Annotated in this window: 20 protein-coding genes; 6 read left to right on the top strand and 14 right to left on the bottom strand. The window is 61.8% G+C overall.

The window, feature by feature from the left end; genetic code table 11:
* Window positions 1–23: 23 nt before the first annotated feature.
* Window positions 24–2,036: a pilus assembly protein TadG-related protein gene (locus HBR93_RS04120; protein WP_169959863.1), complete on the top strand. Its 2,013-nt coding sequence runs from the start codon at window positions 24–26 to the stop codon at window positions 2,034–2,036.
* Here HBR93_RS04120 and HBR93_RS04115 read toward each other — a convergent pair.
* Both HBR93_RS04115 and HBR93_RS04110 read right to left on the bottom strand, forming a co-directional pair.
* Window positions 2,025–4,778: an ATP-binding protein gene (locus tag HBR93_RS04115; RefSeq protein ID WP_169959862.1), complete on the bottom strand. Its 2,754-nt coding sequence runs from the start codon at window positions 4,776–4,778 to the stop codon at window positions 2,025–2,027. The genes HBR93_RS04120 and HBR93_RS04115 overlap by 12 nt on opposite strands.
* Window positions 4,775–5,212 (bottom strand): TadE/TadG family type IV pilus assembly protein, encoded by a 438-nt coding sequence (locus HBR93_RS04110; RefSeq protein ID WP_057437602.1) that lies wholly within the window; start codon window positions 5,210–5,212, stop codon window positions 4,775–4,777. Before HBR93_RS04110 ends, HBR93_RS04115 begins: the two co-directional genes overlap by 4 nt.
* Window positions 5,213–5,284: 72 nt before the next feature.
* Between HBR93_RS04110 and HBR93_RS04105 the strand changes: the two genes are divergently transcribed.
* The gene (locus tag HBR93_RS04105) at window positions 5,285–5,758 is read left to right on the top strand and encodes a prepilin peptidase (protein WP_346266845.1); all 474 of its coding nucleotides are present in this window, start codon (window positions 5,285–5,287) and stop codon (window positions 5,756–5,758) included.
* Window positions 5,759–5,884: 126 nt separating this feature from the next.
* Entirely contained in the window at window positions 5,885–6,661 is a 777-nt protein-coding gene (locus HBR93_RS04100; protein WP_057437606.1) for a response regulator transcription factor, read from the top strand.
* Between the two features lie 125 nt (window positions 6,662–6,786).
* Here HBR93_RS04100 and HBR93_RS04095 read toward each other — a convergent pair whose 3' ends face one another.
* Genes HBR93_RS04095 through cpaB form a run of 8 tightly spaced genes read right to left on the bottom strand, consistent with a single transcriptional unit; the run spans window position 6,787 to window position 14,214 of the window.
* Window positions 6,787–7,059, bottom strand: coding sequence for a DUF3613 domain-containing protein (locus HBR93_RS04095; RefSeq protein ID WP_057437609.1), 273 nt, complete (start codon window positions 7,057–7,059; stop codon window positions 6,787–6,789).
* A 19-nt stretch (window positions 7,060–7,078) separates the two neighbouring features.
* On the bottom strand, window positions 7,079–7,795 hold the full coding sequence (locus HBR93_RS04090; RefSeq protein ID WP_169959861.1) for a tetratricopeptide repeat protein: 717 nt from the start codon (window positions 7,793–7,795) through the stop codon (window positions 7,079–7,081).
* A 10-nt stretch (window positions 7,796–7,805) separates the two neighbouring features.
* Window positions 7,806–8,693, bottom strand: coding sequence for a type II secretion system F family protein (locus HBR93_RS04085; RefSeq protein ID WP_120731467.1), 888 nt, complete (start codon window positions 8,691–8,693; stop codon window positions 7,806–7,808).
* A 1-nt stretch (window position 8,694) separates the two neighbouring features.
* Window positions 8,695–9,576, bottom strand: coding sequence for a type II secretion system F family protein (locus HBR93_RS04080; RefSeq protein WP_057437614.1), 882 nt, complete (start codon window positions 9,574–9,576; stop codon window positions 8,695–8,697).
* 10 nt (window positions 9,577–9,586) lie between these two features.
* Window positions 9,587–10,858 carry a CpaF family protein gene (locus HBR93_RS04075; RefSeq protein ID WP_120731471.1) on the bottom strand — a complete coding sequence of 424 codons (1,272 nt, stop codon included), beginning with the start codon at window positions 10,856–10,858 and terminating at the stop codon, window positions 9,587–9,589.
* On the bottom strand, window positions 10,855–12,048 hold the full coding sequence (locus tag HBR93_RS04070) for a pilus assembly protein (protein ID WP_057437617.1): 1,194 nt from the start codon (window positions 12,046–12,048) through the stop codon (window positions 10,855–10,857). The genes HBR93_RS04075 and HBR93_RS04070 overlap by 4 nt, the downstream gene beginning before the upstream one ends.
* On the bottom strand, window positions 12,045–13,247 hold the full coding sequence (locus tag HBR93_RS04065) for a type II and III secretion system protein family protein (protein WP_169959860.1): 1,203 nt from the start codon (window positions 13,245–13,247) through the stop codon (window positions 12,045–12,047). The genes HBR93_RS04070 and HBR93_RS04065 overlap by 4 nt, the downstream gene beginning before the upstream one ends.
* Before the next feature lie 19 nt (window positions 13,248–13,266).
* Window positions 13,267–14,214 (bottom strand): Flp pilus assembly protein CpaB, encoded by a 948-nt coding sequence (gene cpaB, locus HBR93_RS04060; RefSeq protein ID WP_115127310.1) that lies wholly within the window; start codon window positions 14,212–14,214, stop codon window positions 13,267–13,269.
* Window positions 14,215–14,545: 331 nt separating this feature from the next.
* Here cpaB and HBR93_RS04055 point away from each other — a divergent pair, with 331 nt between their 5' ends.
* From HBR93_RS04055 to HBR93_RS04045, 3 genes are read left to right on the top strand one after another with little or no spacing between them, the layout of a single operon-like run.
* Window positions 14,546–14,734, top strand: a complete 189-nt coding sequence (locus HBR93_RS04055) for a Flp family type IVb pilin (protein WP_038445716.1) — start codon at window positions 14,546–14,548, stop codon at window positions 14,732–14,734.
* A 55-nt stretch (window positions 14,735–14,789) separates the two neighbouring features.
* Window positions 14,790–15,182, top strand: a complete 393-nt coding sequence (locus tag HBR93_RS04050; protein ID WP_057437620.1) for a response regulator — start codon at window positions 14,790–14,792, stop codon at window positions 15,180–15,182.
* Window positions 15,183–15,226: 44 nt separating this feature from the next.
* Window positions 15,227–15,415 (top strand): Flp family type IVb pilin, encoded by a 189-nt coding sequence (locus HBR93_RS04045; protein ID WP_115127311.1) that lies wholly within the window; start codon window positions 15,227–15,229, stop codon window positions 15,413–15,415.
* A gap of 447 nt (window positions 15,416–15,862) precedes the next feature.
* On the opposite strand, the gene HBR93_RS04040 is transcribed toward HBR93_RS04045, so the two are convergent.
* The 4 genes from HBR93_RS04040 to HBR93_RS04025 form a co-directional block, all read right to left on the bottom strand.
* Entirely contained in the window at window positions 15,863–17,545 is a 1,683-nt protein-coding gene (locus HBR93_RS04040; protein ID WP_115127312.1) for a POTRA domain-containing protein, read from the bottom strand.
* Between the two features lie 166 nt (window positions 17,546–17,711).
* Window positions 17,712–19,337, bottom strand: coding sequence for a collagen-like triple helix repeat-containing protein (locus HBR93_RS04035; protein WP_169959859.1), 1,626 nt, complete (start codon window positions 19,335–19,337; stop codon window positions 17,712–17,714).
* A 312-nt stretch (window positions 19,338–19,649) separates the two neighbouring features.
* Window positions 19,650–20,498, bottom strand: coding sequence for a MaoC/PaaZ C-terminal domain-containing protein (locus tag HBR93_RS04030; protein ID WP_169959858.1), 849 nt, complete (start codon window positions 20,496–20,498; stop codon window positions 19,650–19,652).
* Between the two features lie 2 nt (window positions 20,499–20,500).
* The gene (locus HBR93_RS04025; protein ID WP_169959857.1) at window positions 20,501–21,853 is read right to left on the bottom strand and encodes a 3-oxoacyl-ACP reductase; all 1,353 of its coding nucleotides are present in this window, start codon (window positions 21,851–21,853) and stop codon (window positions 20,501–20,503) included.

Here is a 21,853-nt window from a genome sequence, read left to right as displayed (position 1 = left end):
GTTCGCCGGCAAAGGAGTGCTCGATGTCTCCCCGACTTCGTTCTGGCCAGCGTGGCGCAATCGGTCTGGTGTTCGCCGGCACCCTGGCCTTGGCCCTGGTGTTTCTGTTGCTGGTGGTCGATAGCGGCCGCCTGTACCTGGAAAAGCGCAAGCTGCAGGCCGTCGCCGACACTGCCGCCCTGGAAGCCGCCAATCGTGGCGGGCAGTGTTCAGGCAGCACCACCGCCGTCGATTACGCCAAGCAGAATGCCACCCGTAACGGCTTCACCGTTGTCGCCAACGACAGCAGCCGCGCATTGGCGGTGACGTGTGGGACGTTGCTGACCAATGCGGCCAATATCCGTGTCTTTACTGCAGATGCCACCAAGAATGAAGCCATCCGCGTCGTTGCTACCCGCACGGTGACCACCGGTATCGCCAACGGGGTCTGGAGGTTGTTCAGCGGTACGTATAACGCTAATACGACATTGAGCGCGACGGCCGTTGCGGCGCTGGCGACTCCGGTGGCGGCACTCACAATCCGCAGCACGGCAGTCGTTGTCGATACAGCCAGCAAGGCTTCCACTCTCAATGCTCTGTTCGGAGGGTTGTTGGGCGGTGGCCTGAACCTGTCGGTGGCCGGGTGGAATGGTTTAGTTAATACCAATATCTCTCTACTGAGTTACCTGGACCGGCTAAAGCTCGACCTGGGCCTGACAGCGGTCGGCTATACCGAAGTTCTTGGCAATACCGTCGGTGTTGGTCAGCTCATTCAAAGTGCAATCAATGTATTGGACCCCACCAACACATTGGCCACAGATGTGACGATTGTCGGCTTGAACGCGCTCAAGACGGCGGCCGGTGCCACTCAAGTGGTGTTGGGCGATATTCTGCAGATTGCAAGTGGCACGGATGTGGCGTCTCTGGCAGTGAACATGCGGGTGTTTGATCTGATCGAAGGTTTTGTGCAACTGGCCAACAAGAAAAATGGCCTGCTGGCTAGTGTTCCGATCAACGTGCCTGGAGTGGCGCAAATCACTGCGACCGTTCAGGTTTTACAGCCGCCTCAACTATCTGCGGTCGGCAATCCAGCCAAAGCTGTAGCAGCGGGGCATAATCCTGAAACCGGTCCGAATCGCATCTATGTGCGCACGTCTCAATTGCGGGTTCTGCTCTCGGTCAACTTGCCCGTAATGAACACAGTCCTGGATCTGGTGAACGGGGTGGCTGGATTGGCAGGACCACTGGCAAATACGGTGGGTGCACTGCTACAGCTGAATGTTGTGGGCGCGATCAATGCGCTGACGTGTGGCTTGGGAGCACTGTGTACTTCGCCCAGCCTGCAGATTCTGGACTCGCCTGTCCGTGTGGATATTGCGGTGGAAGCCGCCAGTGCCAGTAGTTGGGTGACAGCCTACAGCTGCGCAAGTCCTACCAATAAAAGCCTGACAACCAGCACCAATACCTCGCTGGTCAATTTGAAACTGGGTCAGGTTGATGGCTTGTCCAGCATTTTCGGCAGCAGTCAAACTCCGCCCCAGATGGTTGTGAAACCATTGAAGGTCGTGGATATCGGTACCGAGTCATGCCGCCGCTTTTTGATATTCAACGACTGCAACGCCCGTGTTCCCTCCGTGGGGGGTGGTATTGGGTTATCTGCCAACATTGATGTGGGTGGGAGTAAAAACCTTGCCCATACATACCTGTCTCCCAATTTGCCGGAAATTTCGCAGCCACCGTTTTATTACGCTTACACCACTAGCAATATCGTCAGCGGGCTCACAGACCCGGCCAAGGGGACGGCAGCAGGTCTTGTTCTAAATATGTACGGCCCACAACCCGGAAATGAAAACTTACTAGGTAATATCATTGGTGGTCTTGGAACCGTGTTTAACAGCGTAACGTCCCTGTTGATCAATACCATCAAAACCACACTGACACCGTTGCTGGACTCGCTGATAAACACCCTATTACTAGCCTTGGGCGTCGACCTGAACAAAGTGGATGTAGGTGCCAACCTGAGTTGTCAATCAGGCCGCGCCTACCTAGTCATCTAACCCCCCACCCACCACCGGCAACTCCACGCAAAACCGCGCCCCATGTTCACTGTTGGCGACGCTCAGGCGTCCGCCCATGTTTTCCACAATGCCGTAGCTCACCGATAACCCCAGCCCGGTGCCGACGCCAATCGGTTTGGTGGTGAAAAAGGGCTCGAAAATCCGCTCCAGCAGCCGTGCATCAATGCCGCCGCCATTGTCTTCGACCCAGATGCGTACATGGCGGCTGTCGTGTTCGCTATACAGGGCGATCCATGGGCGAAAATCGTGGTTTTTTTCGTGTCGCGCCATCAGCGCATCGCGGGCGTTGACCATCAGGTTGATCAGTACTTGCTCCAGTTGGTCGACATGGCCGTTGACCTGCACCTTGAAGTCCATGGGCGTGATGCGCAGATCCACACCTTTACCGCGCAGGCCTTCGCCCAGCAGTGATTGCGTACCTTCCACCGCCTGGGCCGGGTCGAAGGGCTGTTGCTCGACCTCCGAGCGGCGGCCGAACACGCGCATGTGGTCCACCACCCTGGCCGCACGCTGGACCTGTGCATCGATGCGCTGGAGTTTTTCCGTCAGGTAGTCGAGTTGCACGTCGCCGTTGCCCAGGCGCTTGAGCACGTTGGCGATGGCCATACGCATGACGTTCAGCGGCTGGTTGATCTCATGGGCCAGGCCGGTGGCCATCTCGCCGAGGGTGGCCATTTTCGCGCTTTGGGTCAGTTGTTGCTGGGAGCGGCGCACTTCGGTGTTGTCGCGGCCCACGGCCTGGATTTCCTGCAACTGGCCGTGCTCGTCGAACACACCACGGTCGGACCAGACCCACCACGCATGTTCGCGTCCCGGCAGTTGCAGGCTGATTTCGGCGGTGCTGACCGGGAATTCCGGGCTCAGTTGGCCGATGCGTTTTACAAAGGCGTTGCGTTGTTCGTCCGATAACCAGTGGCCCAGGTTGATCCCCGGCAATTGGGCGGGCGTGCATTCCAGGTAGTTGGCCAGGGGCGTGTTGCCGAAGGTCAGGGTCAGGTCCGGGCGGTAGCGGCAGATCATCGCCGGCGAGTCTTCGACGAGGAGGCGGTAGCGCTCTTCGCTGTCCTTGATCTGTTGCGCCGCCAGGGTGGCTTCGGTGACGTCCAGCCACAGGCCGACGGCTTCCACCGGCAAGCCCAGGTCGTCGCGCAGCAGCTTGGCTTCGTCCAGCAGCCAGTGGTAGTTGCCCTGGCGATCGCGTACGCGGTAGCGGCTGCGCACGTTGCCTTCGCGTAGCAATTGCCGGGTGCGTTCGAAGTACAGGTCGCGGTCTTCGGGGTGCACCCATTCCACGGAGGTGTCGTGGGTGCATTCGGCCAGGGTCCAGCCCAGCAGCGGCAGCAGGCTGTCGCTGAAAAATGCCGGGTGCAGCGCGCCGTTGACGTAGCGCTGCACGTAGATCACCGCCGGTGAGCTGGCGATCAGGTTGTCCAGGCGGGCATGGGCGGCGGCGGCCTGCAGTTGCTGGTTCTTGATGTCGCTGATATCGAGCATGAAGCCGATCCAGCGCCGCTGCTCGCCGGCGCCCAGCACCTGGCCCTGGACGCGGTACCAGATGGGGTTCTGTTTGGCGTCGCTGCGCAGCAGGCGCACGCTGGCGAGCAAAGGTTTGCCCAGGCTTTGCAGGTCTTGCAGGCGGCTGTTGAGTTCCTGGCGGTCGGCGGGGTGGATCAGTTCCAGCCAGTTGGCCAGCACCTGTTTGGTCGGTGCATCTTCCGGGCTCAGGCTGCGCATCAGTTGGGGGGCCAGCAGGATCTCTTCACCGTTGGCCAGCAGTTCCCACCAGCCGGTGCCGAGCAGGCCTTGCAGGGCTTCCACCCGCTCCAGTTGTTGGTGATGGCGCTGCTCGCGCAGGCGGCTGAGCAAGGGCGCGGCGAGGGCGGCAGTGAGGTTCAGCCAGTCACGTTCGCTGACGTCGGGGTGGCCGCTGTAGAACCCGCACAGTAACCACGCGGCGACCCCCTGGCTATCGCGGTACGGCACCAGCAGGCCCTCGGCATTGCCAAACACGCTGTGCAGGCGCGGGTGCTCGCTACGGCCCTGGAGGGTTTTCAGGCTTAGCGGGGTGTTGCCGTTGAGGCTGTCCAGGCAGGTGCCCAGGCGCTGCCCAGGCGCCCACAGTTGCGGCGCGTCATGGGCGCTGTAGCTGCTGTAGACCAGCCAGTCCTGATCCTGCTGGTCGAGCAGCACCATCGCCGCGCAAGGGATACGCCAGCGCTGGGTCAGGCTGCGCAGGTGCTCGCTGAACACTTGCGGCAGGCGCGACAGGCTGCACACGCGCAGTTGTTCGCTCATCTGGCTGGCGAGCAGATGGTTCTGCTCGCGCTGCTGGGCCAATTGCCGGCCCCTCAGCAGGTCGCTGATATCCAGCAGGCGCAGGATCCAGCCGTCGCCATCCGGTTCGATCCAGCCACGGGTATGCAGGATGGTCTCGGCGGCGCCCTGGAAATCCAGGTCCAGGCTGTGCCGCTGCCAGTCGGCAGGGGTGCCTTCGATGCTCAGGGCGCCAGGCAGGCACAGCAGGTCGCGCAACAACGGGTGAGCCTGGGCACTAAGGTGGCGGGCTAACTGTGGGTGCAACGCGCGGCTGATATCCAGCACATGACCATGCTGATCCAGGCGCAGGTGCAAGCCTTGCGCGGGTGGGCTGGCGGGCGTCTCCAGGGCCTGGGCGCTGTTGCGGCCGAGCAGCCTGCCGAAGATTTTGTCACCGGAGTTCAAAATTGCAGGCTCGACTGGGCGTGCAACGTGGTCGGCAGCCGGGGCACCGTACCAATGCCCGGCAACACAATAAACGGCAGGACGTTCTTCAGGTTGGCCGAGGGGTAGTTGATCTCGACGGTCAGCACGCCTGCGGTGTAGGTCGGATTGATATGGGCCGTCTGGAACTGGAAGGTCGCTGGAATCCACTGCAATTGGCTTTGCACGGTCTGGGTCGCCCGCAGGATGAGCGCTGCATTGTAGTTGGGGGTGCTGGGGTCCAGTGCCACGCTGCGGCGCACGGCCTCGGCGGTGGCCTGGTTGAACGACTGCAGCAGCAACAGTGGCAGGCTGTAGCTGACCATGGCATAGAACACGGCAAAAAAAATCACGAACACCGCGGCAAATTCGATAGCGACGGCGCCTTTTTGCTTTCTAGGGAGGCTGGTTTTCATCACTGCGACTACCCTGACTGCTACTACCTGCTATCAGCATAGAATCAATCAGCAAAAAGGGACGGTTTTTACGTGATCCAAGGCCTCGTGGTGTTTGTCTGGTTGGTGGTGTGTGCGCAGCAGGATATTCGCCAGCGGCAGATTGCCAATCGCCTGACCGTGGGCGCGCTGCTGCTGGCACTGTTCTATCTGCTGTGGAGCGGCAGCACGTGGCTGGGTACTTCCAGGGCGCAAGGGCTGTGGGCGTTCTGCCTGGCCCTGCTGTTGACCCTGCCCGGCTACGCCCTCGGGCGCCTGGGCGCGGGCGATGTGAAGATGCTGGCGGCGTTGGCGCTGGCGTCGAATTCGACCTACCTGTTGTGGTCTCTGATCGGTGCTGGCGTAGCCAATGTCGCCTGGCTGGTCTATGGGCCGCGGCTGCTGCCCCTTGCCAGTCAAGGTGTTAGAGCGCGCCTGGGTTACCTGGTGGTGGACCCGTCAAAAAAGCTGCCTTTCGCGCCGTTTCTTTTAGTGGGTTTTAGCCTGGCCTGGGCGTGGCTCCATTAGTCGTGGGCGCTCTGTATCGCTATGTACATAGTCGGAAAGTACGTCTACGTTTATTTATACAAGCAAGTAGGAAGGTTCTTCGCAACCGATAGGTCAATCTTTGGCTTGCCAGGCATGGAGTAGCGTGTGGACAAAGTTACATCTGCAGTAAAAGTGCTCGTGGTCGACGATCAGCCGCTGATTGTGGAGGAGCTTTGCGAATTTCTTGAAAGCAGCGGTTATCGCTGTGTCCCTTGTGAGTCCAGCCAGCAGGCCGTGCAACGCTTCAGCGACGATCCGCAGATCGGCCTGGTGCTGTGTGATCTGCATATGCCGGACATGGACGGTATCGAACTGGTGCAGGCCCTGCAGAAAATCGCCGGCAAGCAGCGTGCCTTCGAAGCCATTATGTTGACCGGTCGGGCCGACAAGCAGGACGTGATCAAGGCCTTGCGTGTGGGCATCTCCGATTACTACCAGAAGCCCATCAACCTCAATGAGTTGCTGGAGGGGTTGCAGCGCCAGGAAGCCGCGCTGGAAGAACGCCACAAGAATCTGCATTTGGGGAAGCTGAACCAGAAGCTGCAGTATCTTTCCGAGTCCATCGACGATTTGTACCAGGACCTGGACAAGGTCCGTCGCGGCCCGGCGCCGCAAACCGAGGGCGAAGGGGTAAGCGAGGAGGTCCTGGAAGTGCCGGCGATCTTCAATCAGCTGTCACCCCGGCAACTGGATGTTGCCCGGCTGGTGGGCAAGGGCCAGACCAACTACCAGATTGCCTGCGAGCTGGGTATTACCGAGAACACGGTCAAGCTGTACGTGTCTCAGGTGTTGCGCTTGACCCATATGCACAACCGCACCCAACTGGCGTTGGCACTGTCGCCGAGCAACTCGGCATTGCGCCAGCGGGTGACGGCGCACTGACGCTTTGCGTACAGCCATGTAGAGCGGGCTTGCCCGCGATAGCGTCGGATCAGCCAGGGCATGTATCGGCTGACACACCGCCATCGCGGGCAAGCCCGCTCCCACATTTCTCCAGTGGCTGTGGTTTATTTGCTGCCACCCGAGCTCCCGCCTTCGCTGCTTTCGCCGAACTTTTCGGGGATCGCGTATCTTTTGCTTTCCAGCAAACGCTGCATCGCCAGTTCGCGTTCGGCGGGCGTTGCTCTCTGCACCGTGGGCGAGGCGGCTTGCCCGTTGACTTGCAGCCCCAGCCAGTTTTCCGTTTCCTCCTGGGCCTTGGACGAGGGCCCCGGTTCGATGGCCATTGCCGTCAGGGGCAGGGCCAGCAGCGTCAGGCTGGCGAGGTAATGGAATTTCATCATCGGCTCCTTCAAGCGCTTACTTGATTAGTACGGGCGGTGCATCGCTGGCCGCCGCGACCTGGTCCTTGGCCGCAGGTGTGCCGGAGGCCTTGAGTTTCTCGGCGCGGGCCTGGGCCTCGCTGACCTGCTCGGCGCTCAAGCCCACCTGGCTGGCCAGTTGCGCGGCCTGCCCCCAGTGGTCCTGGTAGATCAACAGCGTCACCAGGTTGACCGCCGCTAATTGGTCGCTTTGCTTGAGCTCCATGGCCGTCATGAACTCAAAACGCGCCTCTTCCAGGCGTCGTTGATTGAGGTAGACCACGCCCAGGTCATTGCGGATTTTCTCGTTGGTGGGCGCCAGTTGCGCCGCCCGCTGCATATGGGCCAGGGCTTGGGCGTTGTCGCCCTGGGTCGCCGCCAATTGCCCCAGGCCGTGTTCCCCTTCGGCGGCCATGCAGGTGCCCAGCAGGCTGCGGTACAGCGGTTGCGCTTCGCTGCGTCCGAGCAGGCGATAAACCTTGGCCTTGCGCTGGCGCACTTGCGGCAACGAGTCCGGCAGGCTTTGCAGGTTGGCCAGGCTGGCGTGCATCTTCCCTTCGTTGGCCATGTCGTCAGCCAGGTTCAGCGACAGCTCCTGTTCGGCGCTGGGCTTGGCGCAACTGCCCGGGGTCATCAATGCCGACCACGGCGTCTGGCCGTTACTGGCACAACCGCCGAGCATCAGCAGGCTCAGGCCTGCAATCAGTGCTTTCATCGAGTGCTCCTCAAAAGCTGCTCAGGGCCCGGGAGATCGCAATAAACGCCGGCCCCCCCAGCACAATCAATAAAGCGGGAAACAGGAAGACCATCATCACCACCGACATCTTGGCCGACATCTTCGAGATGAATTCCTGCAAACGGGTCAAGCGGCGATCATCGAGCAGTTGCTTGAGGGCCAGCAGCGACTTCATGGCACCGCCACCCTGCTGGATCAGTTGCTGAAGAATGATGCAGGTGTCGGTGAACTCATCCACGGCCAAGAGCCTGGCGGTCTTGCCCAGTTCCTCGCCCAGTTCCAGGCCCGAGTCGACCCGCGCCAGGATCAAGCGCAATTCCTGGGTCAGGGCGGGCAGCAGGCGCTGCGCTTCAACGCTCAACACACGCAGCGACTGCTCAACCGCCATGCCCGACTCGAACAGAATGCGCAGCAGCGGGATAAAGGTCGACACCTCGCGGGAGATTTGCTGCTGCCGGGCCTTGGCGGCACTGGCGAGGATGCGCTTGGGGATCAGGTAGCCCACGCCCAGGCCGAGCAGGGGGGCGATCCACGGGGAGTCGGCATTGGGAAAGATCAGGCTTTGTCCCACCAGCATCACCCCGGCCAGCAACAGCGGCACGCCAATCTGGCAAGCAGCGAAGATCGAGCGCTGATTGGCTTTGCGCCAGCCCACGCGGTTGAGCAGGAGCTGGGTTTCGTTATCCATGCTCACTGAGCGTTGGGCCAACTGGCTGCTGCCAAACTGGCTGAGCAGGGTGCCGAGACGGTCACCGCGCACCAGTTGGCCTTGCAGGCGTTGGTTGACCAGGCGCTCGCGGCGGCGCTGGTTCAGCAACTGGCCGGCGATCAGCACGAGCGCAGCCAGAAATAATAAGGCACTGATCAGCAGGACCATCTCAAATACTCCGCAACATGCGCCACATCGTCAGGCAGCCCAGCACCTGCATGCTCAGCGCGGCCAGCAGCATGTAGCGGCCGCTGTCGTCATTCCACATGGTCATCAGGTAGCCGGGGTTGATCAGCATGAAATAGCCCACCATCGCAATCGGCATGCCGGCCAGCACGAACGCGGTGACGCGTGTTTCGCCGGTCATGGCGCGCAATTGCCGGGCGCCTTGTTCTCGCTCGCGAATGACCTTGATCAGGTTCTCCAGCAAGTCGCTGGCGTTGCCGCCATAGCGATGGTTGACCTTGAGTCCCAGGGCGAGCATGCGGAACTCGTCCTGTTCGTAGAATTCGGCGAAATCACTGGCGGCCTCGGGCAGGCTGACCCCCAGTTGCACGTTGCGCTGAATGCGCCCCATGGCGGGCTTCAAGGGTTCCTCGGTACTGTCGATGGCCCCCAGCAAGGCATCGGCCAGGGTGCGCCCGGACTTCAGGCTGCGCACGGTATGGTCGAGCACCTGGGGCAGTTGTTCGATCATCCGCTTCACCCGCCGCCGATAGCGCCAGGCGATGTACAGCCGCAGTATCAGCGGCGGCAACAGAAGCATGGCGAGCAGGCCGACCCAGCTCCATACCAGAAACCCGAGGACTGCGCCCAACACCCAGCAGGTCAGCCACAGGCCCAGGCTGTCGGTGGGTTTGCCCAGGCCCGCGCGCAGGAACATGCGCTCCAGGCCGACCCAACGCCCGCGTTCTTCGGCCAGCAGTGGCTGGCCTGCGGCGAGCCGTTCCAGCACGCGGTCGGTTTCCGCCTGGCGCAGGCCACTGAGGAACAGGTGCAGCGACACGCCAATCAGAATCACGCAACTGAACATCAGGATGGCGCCGGTCATGGTGACGCTCCTATAGCGGCAGGGCGGATTCGCGGCGCAGCTTGTCACCCGCCGGGTTGAGGGCCTCGCGCAGGAAGCCAAAGCCGGTGCGCCGGTCATGGCGGAACAGGGTGTTGGTGACATACACGTCATCGCGCACACCCACCACTTCCACCACTTCGCTGACGCAACGCCGGCCATCGGGCAGGCGGGTCAGTTGGATCACCACATCCAGGGCCGCGCAGATCATCTGGCGCAGGGTTTTTTCGGCAACCACGCGACCGGTCAGGCCCACCAGGGTTTCCAGGCGCAACAGGGCGTCCTGGGCATTGTTGGCGTGCACGGTGCTCATGGAACCGTCGTGGCCGGTGTTCATCGCGGTCATCACATCCAGCACTTCCACGCCACGGATCTCGCCGAGGATGATGCGGTCCGGGCGCATCCGCAGGGCGTTGCGGATCAGGTCGCTGGCCTTCACCTCGCCGTGCCCTTCGGCATTCGGCGGGCGGGTTTCCAGGCGCACCACGTGAGGGTGGCCCAGTTGCAGTTCGGCGACGTCTTCGATGGTCACCAGGCGTTCGTGGGGGTTGATCAACTGGCTGAGAATATTGAGCAAGGTGGTCTTGCCGGTGCCGGTACCACCGCTGATCAGGATATTGCAGCGCTTGCCCACCGCTTCCTGGAAGAACTCGAAGATCGACTGGTCGATGGTCTGCATCGCCACCAGGTCGCTGCTCTTGAGCATGTCTTTGCGAAACTTTCGAATCGACAGGCACGGCCCGTCCAGGGCAATCGGCGGGATGATCGCATTGACCCGGCTGCCGTCGGGCAGCCGGGCATCGACCATCGGCGATGACTCATCCAGGCGCCGGCCCAGGGGGGCGAGGATGCGTTGCATGACCCGCTCCACATGGTGGGCGTCGATAAAACGCAGGTCGCTCTGGTGCAACAGGCCGTCCCGCTCGACAAACACCCGGTGCGGGCCATTGACCAGAATCTCGGTCACCGACGGGTCACGCAACAGCACTTCCAGCGGGCCGAAACCGGTCAGCTCATCGACGATTTCTTCGGCCAGGCGCTCCATCTCATAACGGGAAATCGCCAGGTGCATGCGGGTGATGTATTCGGACACCTTGTCGATGACAAATTGCGCCAGGGATTGGCGCGAACCTTCCAGCAGGTTTTTCCCCGACTCTTCGATGGCGTCGATGATGTAGCGATGCAGCACCAGTTTCAGACCGTCGTGATCCACCGCGCTGTTAAGCCCGCGAGCGGGGGTGCCGAAGAGATTTTCGCTGCTCATTTGGTTGTCCCCAGCAGCCGTTCAAACCAACGGGTGGAGGGTTTTTGCAGGCCTTCGGAACGCTTGGCCAGGCGTTCACCGAGGGTCTTGAGGTTTTGCGTCAGGGGCTCCCTGGGCGCCAGGCTGAATAAGGTTTGCCCCTGGTTCTTGGCGTTCAGGCGCACCTCGGGGCTGAACGGCAAAACCGCGATGGCTTCCAGGGCGAAGCTCTTTTCCAATGTATCGGTATCCGGCGCGGCACCTTTGAGGTAGCGGTCCACCAGCAGCTTGGCATGATCAAGCTTCATGCCTTTTTCCCGCCAATGGTTCAGCACGGCCAGGTTGCGCCGGCAGTCGAGGACGTTCTGGTCGGTACACCACAAAAGCTTGTCGCAGTGGCTGACAAAGGTGCGCAGGGCTTCGCTGTCGCGCTGGCCGGTGAGGTTCACCACGATGTGCTGGAAGTGTTGGCGCAAGGCACTGAGCAGCATGTACAGCTCAGCGGCGCTGGTCATTTCCAGCGGTTCGTCGTTTTCGGTGTAGGCGAGGATGCGCAGGCCGCCTTCGGTGGCGGTGAAGGCGCTGTTGATCAAGGTGGTGTCCAGGCGGCGCAAATGGCGCAGGGCATCGCCAAAGTTGAACGAACTTTCCAGGCCCAGCAGCGCCAGGCTGTCGCCACGGGGCAGGCCCAGGTCCAGTAGCAGGGTCTCTTGCCCGCTCTTCTGCACCACCATCGCCAGGTGGCTGGCCAGCAGCGCGCCGTCGGCATTGCCCTGGGTGCCATACAGCACCGTCAGGCCACCCAGGTGCGCATTGTGGGCGACTGGCGGCAAGCGTTTATTCAAGCGCCGCACCAGGCCGGCGACCTCACTGGAGCGTGAACCGTAGGCGACAAAATCCCGCGCCCCGGCGCGCATCGCGTTGAGCACCAGTTGATTGTCCATGCCGTCGCCGAGGGCGACGATGGCCAGCATCGGCTTGGCTTCCAGCGCGCCCTCAATCAAGGCGCTCTGGGCGACCACATGCTCGCGGTCCAGGCCGACGAACACCAGGTTGGCGAAGGTTACGTCCACCAGGGCCAGCAGTTCGTCGAGGCTGCCGCCACCGGCACTGACCACTTGGCCCAGGGGCGCCAGGGCCCCTTGCAGCCATTCCAGGTCGGTGGTGTTGCGGGTAATTGCCAGGAACGTCTGGCTCAGGCTATCGCTCATTGGGAAAGTCCTGTGTGTCGGTCGAAGTTGCCGTTTTCCAGGAAGTACAAGCGATACCAGTTGGGGTCGTAGTTGCGCAGTTTTTCACCGGGCAGGGACGGCAAACGGGCGTTGGCGGCCAGGGGTTGGACCAGGTGCGGGGTGACGATCATCAGCAGCTCTTTTTCCTCGCGGCTGACGTTGCTGTCACGGAAAAACGCGCCAAGGATCGGGATATCGCCCAGGCCAGGAAACTTGCTGACGGTGGAGCGATTGTTATTGCTGATCAGGCCGCTGATCACAAAACTTTCGCCATCGGCCAGGGAGACCGTGGTGTCGGTGCGGCGCACGGTCAGGGCCGGGACCTGGATGCCTTCTAACTCCAAGGCGTTGGCGTAATCCAGCTCGCTGACTTCCGGTGCGACCTTGAGGGAAATCCGCGTGCGGTCGATCACGGTGGGGGTCAGGGTCAAGCGGATACCGAACTCTTTGTACTCGATGGAGATCGTGTCGCTGCCGGCACTCGGCACCGGGATCGGCACTTCGCCGCCGGCAAGAAAGGTCGCGCTGTGCCCGCTCATGGCAACCAGGCTCGGACGCGCCAGGGTATAGGCAAAACCGCTGCGCTCCAGGGCGTTGATCATCGCCGAAAAGCGCCCGCCGCCGATGCCGATGTTAAAGCTTTCGTTGTCCAGCGGCAGGGCCCCCCCGGCTGTGCGCGGGCTGCCGAACAGGAAGTTGCGGGTGCCGCCAAAGATCGACGTACTGGCCTCCTTGAGCTTGGTGCGGCTGACTTCGACAAAGCGGATATCGGTCTGCACCTGGCTCGGCAGGGACGGGTCGTCGGAGGGCGACAGGGCCAGGCTGGTCAGGGTCGAGGTGGCCTTGCCCTTGACGAACACCATGCTCTGGCGCGGCGCGCTGGAGCAGTGGGTCCAGACCATCAGGCTGGTGGCGCCAGAGGCAACGCCGGTGAGCAGGAACGCACGATTCCCGTTGAGGTGCACGTCGGCGATTTTCGGGTCGCCGATGGCCAGGCGGGTAATAGGCACTGGCGATTGCAGGGTTTGTTGCAGGCCTTCACCGACCTCGACCACGGCCGGCAAGGCGCCCAGGTTGCTGCAGCTGTCGGTGGCGGCGAACGCCAGGCCCACAGGCAGGCTGGACAGCATCAGTGCCCAGGCCATTTGAGTGAACGCAGGTGCAAAACGTTGGCGCATTCAAGGCGTCCTTGTTCAATCAGGGATTTTGTTGGGTCGCTTGGTTACCGCGTATGACCTCGATGCCGGAGCGCCGGGGTTCGCTGGCGCCTGCGGCCTGGGCGACTCTTTTCGGCGTACCGAGCATGGCCAGTTGGGTGAACTGGTACAGCTCGCGATTGGCGCTTTGCAGTTTGGCGAAGGCCTCGTTGTCCCCGGCCCAGTACTGGCTCAGCAATTGTTCATCGGCACTGCGCACCGCCAGACGCAAGGCGCCGACGCTGGTGGCCAGCATCAAGCGGCTCATCAACTGTTCCGGCACCGCCAGCACTACCGTCCGCGGCGGGCCTGCCTGACGTTGTGCCTGGCGGGCTTTTTCTTCATCGGTAGTGGGCGGCGCAACGGCGGGCTTGCCATCGTTGGTGGGGCCCAGGTTATCGCCCACACTGAGCAGGCGCAGGGCTGGCACGATGATCTGCGAGGTGGGCTCCGGGTTAGTGCCTTCCGGGCGCAGGAACAGCAGCACATCCACATAATCCCCAGGGCTCAACTGGCCTGCGGCACCGATGACTTCATCGACGGCCACTGCCAGGGCGCGTTCGTCAGTGCGGATCATGCGGGCCAGTGGGCCACCGGCATTGAAGCTCGAATCGTCCAGCCAAGTGCCAGCGCTCAGGGCTCTCAAGGGCGTGCGGCCGATGGCCTGGTCGAGGCTGGTCAAGCTGCCAGCGGGTGCGGTGCGCAGCTTTTCTAGGGTCAGGTCGGTGGCGGTGAGGGCAACATACGGTGGCACATCATGGGCCAGTACCACCACCGATTGGCGGGTCTGGTCTTCGACGGCGGCGACGGTTTTTTCTACAGAAACACCAGAGGGCGCAGGCTCTGCAGCCGGCTCAGGCGGACGACTTAGCACCAGCCCCCAATAGCCTGCAAACAGCGCACCGATTAATAACAACCCGGCCAGGATCATGCTGACACGACTGTTCATGAAGGCTCTCCCTATCCTGTTGCTTGCACTACGGGCCCGTTTTTCCTAACGAGTTGATTTCGCAACCAGGCAGCTATGAACATCTAACGATTTCGCTATTTGACGGTAGCCGAGCTAAGACAAAATGCCATTAGCCACCACGATTTATTTTGGAACCCTCGCGCATTGCCTTAGACGCACAGGTTTATGGCGCCAAAGTGGCGGCTAATACTTTGTGATTAATCCGTTCTTACAGTTGTTGAGGTGGGTTTTGTTGACAATGCTCTAGTGGCACGCAGCAATCACCGTGTAGCACCGCGACCTGCGCAAGCAAGCGCAAAGGAGAAGTCATATGTTCCTTACCTTCATGATGAAGCTGTATGTCCAACTCCAACTGTTCTTTCATCGCAAAGAGGGGGCGACGGCGATTGAGTACGTGATTCTTGTCGCGGTTATTGCGCTGGTCGTGCTGGCTGCCGGCAAACTGCTTGGGCCTCAGATTGCGGCTATGTTCGCTAAAGTCGGGGCAGCCTTGACCTGATTGGCAATAGAGCCTTGAGCAAGCCCATCAGTGATTGTCTTGGAAGGTATTGCTCATGAACGCTGTTGTTGCGAGCCGCCAGCAGATCCTGTTGGTGGATGACGAAGAAGAGGCCCTCGTTGAACTGGCGGAATCGCTGGGAGACGAGGGCTTCGTTTGTTTCTGCGCCAACTCCGTCACGGACGCATTGCAGGAGCTGACACTGCATCCTGATATTGCGCTGGTCATTACCGACCTGCGCATGCCTGAAGAAAGCGGCATTTCCCTGATCAAGCGCTTGCGTGAGCACACCTCACGCCAGCACCTGCCCGTGATTGTCATGTCTGGCCATGCCGAAATGGATGATGTCAGTGACATGTTGCGGTTGCAGGTCCTGGACCTGTTTCGCAAACCGATCTATCTGGTTCGGTTGATCGACACCCTGAACAATCTGTTCCCCCGGGCGTAGGGAACAGTTGGTCTGTCCGTAGCGCCCTGTTGAGGAGATGCCCTATGTTGCTTGCCCTGCTGCTGAGGATGTATGCGTGGTCGATGCTGTTCTGGCGCCGGCGGGACGGTGCGACGGCTATCGAGTATGTGATTTTGATTGTGGTGATTGCGTTGGTGGTGTTGGCGGCTGGGAAGTTGTTGGGGCCGCAGATTGAGGCGTTTTTTGGCAAGGTGGGGGATGCGTTGACCTGAGTGCGATGGCCATAGGTATCTACACTGGGGTTGTGTACATATCCGTTGCTGCGGTCACGGCGGCTATTGGTTCCGCCCTTACGGCGGGTCACTTTCGAAGAGCGCGAAAGTAACCAAAGCGCTTTTGCCCCACCACTCGGTGCCTCGCCTAGGCTCGGCATGCCCGCAGTCAGGCATTGCTCCGTGGGCCCGCCGCGATCGGCCATCCATGGCCGTGTCGCGGCTACCCCGGCATCCATGCCGGGGTGCCCACTGCGCAATACCTGCCTGCGGCCAGCGTGGTTTAACGGGGCGCCTGAGATCAAGATCAAAAGCCAGATCAAAAGCAGAGCCACAGCAACAGCCAGATCAAAAGCAGAGCTACGGCAACCGCAGAGTCAGAGCGCGAAGCTGCGTTCCCTGTGGGAGCTGGCTTGTCGGGTCGCCGCATCGCCGGCAAGCCGGTTCCTATAGCTGATAGCTAAAACTCAATGTGTAGCGCGGCCGCCGGTTAAAGCTATCCAATGCCATATCGGACATCGGCTTGGCCGCCTCCAGCGCGATGTTGTAGTACTTGGCATCGCCAAAGCGCACGCCAACGGCGGCGGATGACATGTCGCTGTCCTTGACCGGCAGGTTGTTGAACCAGGCCTTGGCGCGGTCGAGCACGACGTAGGGCTGCACGATTCTTACCCAATCGCCGGCGCGGTTGTAGCTGTAGTTCACCTCGTAGGCCACCCCCCAGCCCTTGTCGCCCGAGCCCTGGTCATCCGGGTAGCCTCGGCCGAAATTTTGCCCACCGAACACCGCACGTTCGCTGTCGGGCAAGGTGTCGTCGCTCCAGTACAGCGCTGCCGAGAGCACGCCTTGCCAGTTGTCGAAGAACTTGTCGCTCTGCACCCCGGACAGGCGCAGGCGGAAGAAGTCCAGGTCCGACTTTGTCCCCTCCAGGTCACTGCGCGTGTGGGCTCCCAGGCCGTCGATGCCCTGGTACAGGCCGGCGCTGAGGATGCGCAGTTGGCGATTGTCGGCCTTGCGCCAATCCCCTTCAAAGGCCAGCGCTCGCAAGTCGGTTTCTACGTCAAAGCGTTGCGGGTAACCCACCAGTTGATAGCGAGTCTTGTCGTTCACCCCGTAGAAGCGGGTGCCGAGGGTCAGGGACTCGCTGGGCGAGGCGATCAGTGGGTGGCTCAGGCCGATGGAGAAGCGGTCGTTCTCGCGGTGCGGCTTGAGCGAGAAGCCGCCGTCGAGGCGGATATGGGTGCTTGGGTCGCTGCGGTAGCGTGCGCCATACAGGCTCAGTTGTGTGCCTTCGGCGTTGATGAATTGGCTGTAGTCGAGCCGGTAGTAATGCTCTTTGTCTTCACCCGGCGGGAACAGGCCGCTGAGGCTCACTTGTTCGCCCATTGCCGTGTGGGAATTGCTGGTGCCGGCGATCAAGGCTTGCAGGCCGCCACGGCTGTCGTCGGTCATGCTCATGCTGCTGGTAAAGGGTTTGCGGCTGGCCTGGATGTTCATATGCGCGGCACCATCGGTGGTGCCCGGTGGCGGTACTTGCGCTTGCAGCGTGACGCCCGGAATGCGCCCCATCAAGGTGGTATAGCGCTCAAAGGTCTTGCGGGTCAGCGGGCGTTCGGCCTGGAGTTTTTGCGCCAGTTTGTCGACGTAGGCCGAGACCGAACCAATGTCACCCTGTACCTGGTAGTCCTTGATATAGCCCTCGACCAGCACCACGCGCACCAGGCCCTGTTCGAAGCGCTGGTCGGGCAGGAACGCGTAGGACAACAAGTAGCCATCCTGCTGGTAGCGGCGGGTGATGCTGCGGGTCGCTTCGATCAGTTGCGCGAGGTTGGTTTCACGGCCAATCAACGGCTCGAACACCTGTGCAACGTCCTTGAGCGGGTACACCGTGCCGCCTTCGATCTGCAGCTTGCGGATGGTGACTTTGGTGTCCATCAGCAGCGGTTGCGCTTGTGCGGCCGGGGTCTCGGGTAGCTGGGTCTGCGGCGTCACTGGGCGGTAGGCGTCGGCCGGCAGGTTGGGAACCGGGAGATTGCGAATGGTGTCGTTGCTGTTGAGGAAACTGGGTAGGGTCTCGGCGTGGACGTAGGCGCTGAGGGTGAGCAATAACAACGGGGTCAAGGCGCGCATAGGACACTCCATGGTCAAAACTGCAGCGGCATTTCGCAGGTTCCCACCGGGCTCTTGGACGCGGTTGGGAGTCCAATAAAAAAGACGAGAGACCCATTGGAATCTCTCGTCTCAACCAAGCGTAGGCGCTGTAGGGGAGGCCGTCTAATGGCCAGGTGCAATTCTTCTATTTGCCGGTCAGGCCCTTGAGCAGGCCGCCTACGCCGGTGTTTGCAGTGGCCGATCCAGACGCCGTGGCGTTGATGTTCAGGCCGCCGAGCAGGCCACCGCCACTGCCGCTGGTGCCGCCGGTAACCAGGCCACCCACGGAGGAGACCACTCCACCGACTGCGTTGACGGTCTGACCCACGGTGTTGGTGATCGGGTTGGCATTGGTGGCGGTGATGTTGCCGCCGAGGCCGCTGGTTGCGCCGCCCACTTGAGTCACCAGGCCGTTGACCTGTGCACCGATGCCGGTAGTGGTGCCAATGTTTTGGGTCAGGCTGCTGATACCTGAAGTCACAGGGTTCAACGCCGCGCCCACATTGTTCGCAAGACCTGCGACCGGTGCGGTTGCCGCCGTGTTGGCGACGCCGTTGCCACCAATCACTGTGCCGAGCGAGGCCACCGTGTTGCCCAATGCGCCACCTGCCACACCGCCCGCGCTGACGGCGCCGTTGGTGTTGCCCGCATTCAGGCCGTTACCGACGTTGGACACCAGGCCGCCCACCAGTTCAGGCAGACCGGAGGCTGGGGCGCTGCCACTGCCGGTTCCGGCAGACGGTGCGACATAACCACCTGCAGTGCCTGCTACCGCACCGACACCGCCGAGTACCGTGCCCAGGGCACCGGTCACCGGGTTGCCTGTGCCACCTGCGCCTGCCACCTGGGTGCCGAGGCCGGTGGCGGTAGAACCGACTTTATCCAGCAGGCCGTTGACCGGGTTGCCCAGGCCAGTGGCTTTGCCCAGATTGCCCGTGGTGTTTTCCACCAGCGAGACCACAGGCACCAGCACTTTGCCGCCCAGGGTGTTGGTGACCGATCCCAGGGGACCGGTGGTGCTGGCAGTGCTCAAGGTATCGCCGAGCATGGTGACCGCCTGGCCGACTTTATCCACCAGGCCACCGGCGGCCCCACCGACGCCGCCAGTAAGGCCGCCGACTACCGGGATACCGCCCAAGGTGGTCGACAGGGTTTTACCGGTGTTCGAAACCCCGGTGCCCAGGTCGGCAACGCCGTTGGCTACGCCGGCCACGGTAACGCCCAGGGAGTTGCTGTTAGTGCCCAGGGAACCCAGGCCATCGCCGACGCCAGTGCCGATGCTGCCGACTGCGGTGCCCACGCTGGTCACCAGGCCACCTGCCGTAGTGCCGACTACTGGAACGCCGCCAACGGTTGTGCCGATGCCACCAATGGCTGTGCCGACATTGCCGAGCGTGTCGCCCAGGCTGGCTGCAATCTGCCCAGTGACCAAGGGGCTGGTGGTCGAGCCAGTGCCGCCGCCAGTGCCGCCACCTGTGCCGCCGCCAGTGCCGCCGCCGGTACCGCCACCAGTGCCGCCGCCAGTGCCACCGCCGGTACCGCCACCTGTGCCGCCGCCAGTGCCACCGCCAGTGCCGCCGCCGGTACCGCCACCAGTGCCGCCGCCTGTGCCACCACCATCACCACCGCCGGTACCTGCACCGGCATCCGGGGAGGAGGATGCGACGCTGCTCTTATGACCGCCACCACCACTGCTGCAGCCTCCCAGGCTCATCGCCAGAATAAGGGCCAATGCAGTACTTGCCTTCCACAACACGACTTGAGTTTTCATGATGAGTTCCTTAGCACCTGGTACAGCCTTTGTTGGTTTCGCTAGTTCGCCCGTTCTTCAGCGAGCAATACATGCGTCCGTTGTGGCTATAACAGTCCTCGGTACTCTTTATCGCAACGCTCAACTTGGTATTAACGATTTATATACAGGCAGGCTTATTCGTCCTGATGACTAATGCCAAAGGTATATAAGACGGTTTTTTTTTTGGGGTGATGTGTTTTAAATCAATGGCTTAAATAAGTTAGCGGGCTACCAATGGCCCGCTATAACTTAGGGTGTATATATACAATTAATCAGCAAATTACCCCGGTTTCAGGCAATCGGCTGCCACTTCCCGAGCATATGTTCGATGTTGCCATCGCCCTTGAGTTGCAACTCGCCGCCGGAGCCGGGGGCACTGCTTAACAAGATGACCTGTCCAGGCAGCCGCACAGGTTTCTTGAACTCAACGTAGATCTCGATATTCGCCGCCGGCAGATGTTCATGCAGGGCCGCGACGGTGCGCGCCTTGTTCCACAGCCCATGGGCGATCGCCTGGGGGAAGCCGAACAGCTTGGCAGTGAGGGCGCTCAAGTGGATCGGGTTGTAGTCGCCGGATACTCGGGCGTACCGCCGACCGATGTCGGACGGCGCCTGCCAGCGGGTCAGTTCGCTGACGGTATTAGTTGTTGGCAGGGAGTGCTCCGGCGTCTCCCCCTCGAGTTTCACCCCACGACAGAGCATTCGACTTTCGCTTTCCCACAGCAAGCCCAGGGAATCCTCGACGGTGGTGATCAAGTCAAAGGTCGCACCCTTGGCATGGGGTCGCAGGTTGCGCGTATGCACACTGACCCGCACCTCGCTGACCCCGCCCATGGGGCGGAATACGCGGATACGGTTGCTCAGATGCACCAGCCCCAACAGTGGGAAAGGAAATTCCCGGGCTGTCAGCAACTGCAACTGCAGGCCGAACGCCAGGATGTGCGGATAGGTCGCCGGCAGCATTGGGCTGTCGGCAAACCCGCAGACCTTGCGATAGGCCGCCACTGCCTCGGGATTGACCTGCACCCGGCAGTGCAGCCCAAAGTCGGGCAGGGTGGTGCCGGTAATTTTGCGCTTGAGTGCGGCGCGCCAGTACAACGGTGGCAGCGCCGGGCTGCTGGGTAATGTGTGCCACAGCATCGTTATGCTCCCAGCAGGCTTTGCCCGCACACCCGCAACGCCTGACCACTGACCGCCCCCGAGCCTGGCTGGCCTAGCCAGGCCACTGCTTCGGCAACGTCCTGCGGCAGGCCGCCCTGGCCCAGGGAGCTCATGCGTCGTCCGGCTTCACGCAAGGCGAAGGGAATATGCGCAGTCATCTGGGTCTCGATAAAGCCCGGTGCCACCGCGTTGATGCTGATGCCGCGTTGCGCCAGCAACGGCGCCCAGGCTTGGGCCAGGCCGATCAGCCCGGCCTTGCTCGCGGCGTAGTTGGTTTGCCCGCGATTGCCAGCGATGCCGCTGATGGACGCGAGCAATACCACGCGGCCATTGTCGTGCAGGGTGCCGCTGTCGAGCAGGGCCTTGGTCAACACTTGCGGGGCGTTGAGATTGACCGCCAGCACCGCGTCCCAGTATTCCGGGGTCATATTGGCCAGGGTCTTGTCGCGGGTGATGCCAGCGTTGTGCACCACAATGTCGATGCCGTCCGGCAATTGCTCGATCAATTGCGTGGCCGCGTCATCGGCGCAGATATCCAGGGCAATGCCACGCCCGCCCAACCGTGCGGCGAGGGCGTCGAGATCGGCCTTGGCTTGCGGCACATCCAGCAACACAATTTCGGCACCGTCGCGCGCCAGGGTTTCGGCAATCGACGCGCCGATGCCACGGGCAGCTCCGGTCACCAGGGCCTTGCGCCCGGCCAGCGGGCGCGTCCAGTCGTGCACCTGGGTCGGGCAGGTGCTCAGGCGCAGCACTTGGCCGCTGATATAGGCACTTTTCGGCGAGAGGAAAAACCGCAGCGCACCTTCCAACTGATCCTCGGCGCCTTCTGCGACATACAGCAGCTGTAACGTGCCACCGTTGCGCAGCTCCTTGGCCAGGGACCGGCTGAAGCCTTCGAGGGCGCGCTGGGCGCTGGCGGCAAACGGCTCGTCGAGGCTTTCCGGGGCGCGGCCGAGAATCACCAGGTGTGCGCTGTGGTCGAGATTTTTCAGCAGCGGCTGAAAGAATTCGCGCAGTTGCTTGAGTTGGTCGGTGTGCTGCAAGTGGCTGGCGTCGAACAGCACCGCCTTGAGCTTGGGGCCATGCCCGGGAATCCACGGCGTGGCCTGCAGCGATTCGGGGCCGTAGCTGTAGATGGCCTCGGTGAGTTTATTGGCAACCCCCTGTACCTGGGCCGCGAGCGGGCCGCCGCCCAACAGCAGGGCGCCGTCCACCGGGCGCAGGCGCCCGGCTTGCCAGCGCTCCAGGCGTACCGGGGACGGCAGGCCAATGGCCGAGACCAGGCGGTGGCCGAGGCTTGAGTTGGCGAAGTCGATATAACGGTCAGACAT

It is taken from the genome of Pseudomonas sp. WS 5411, from assembly GCF_012985595.1.
GTDB lineage: Bacteria > Pseudomonadota > Gammaproteobacteria > Pseudomonadales > Pseudomonadaceae > Aquipseudomonas > Aquipseudomonas shahriarae.
This window is presented reverse-complemented; position numbering and strand designations above follow the sequence as displayed.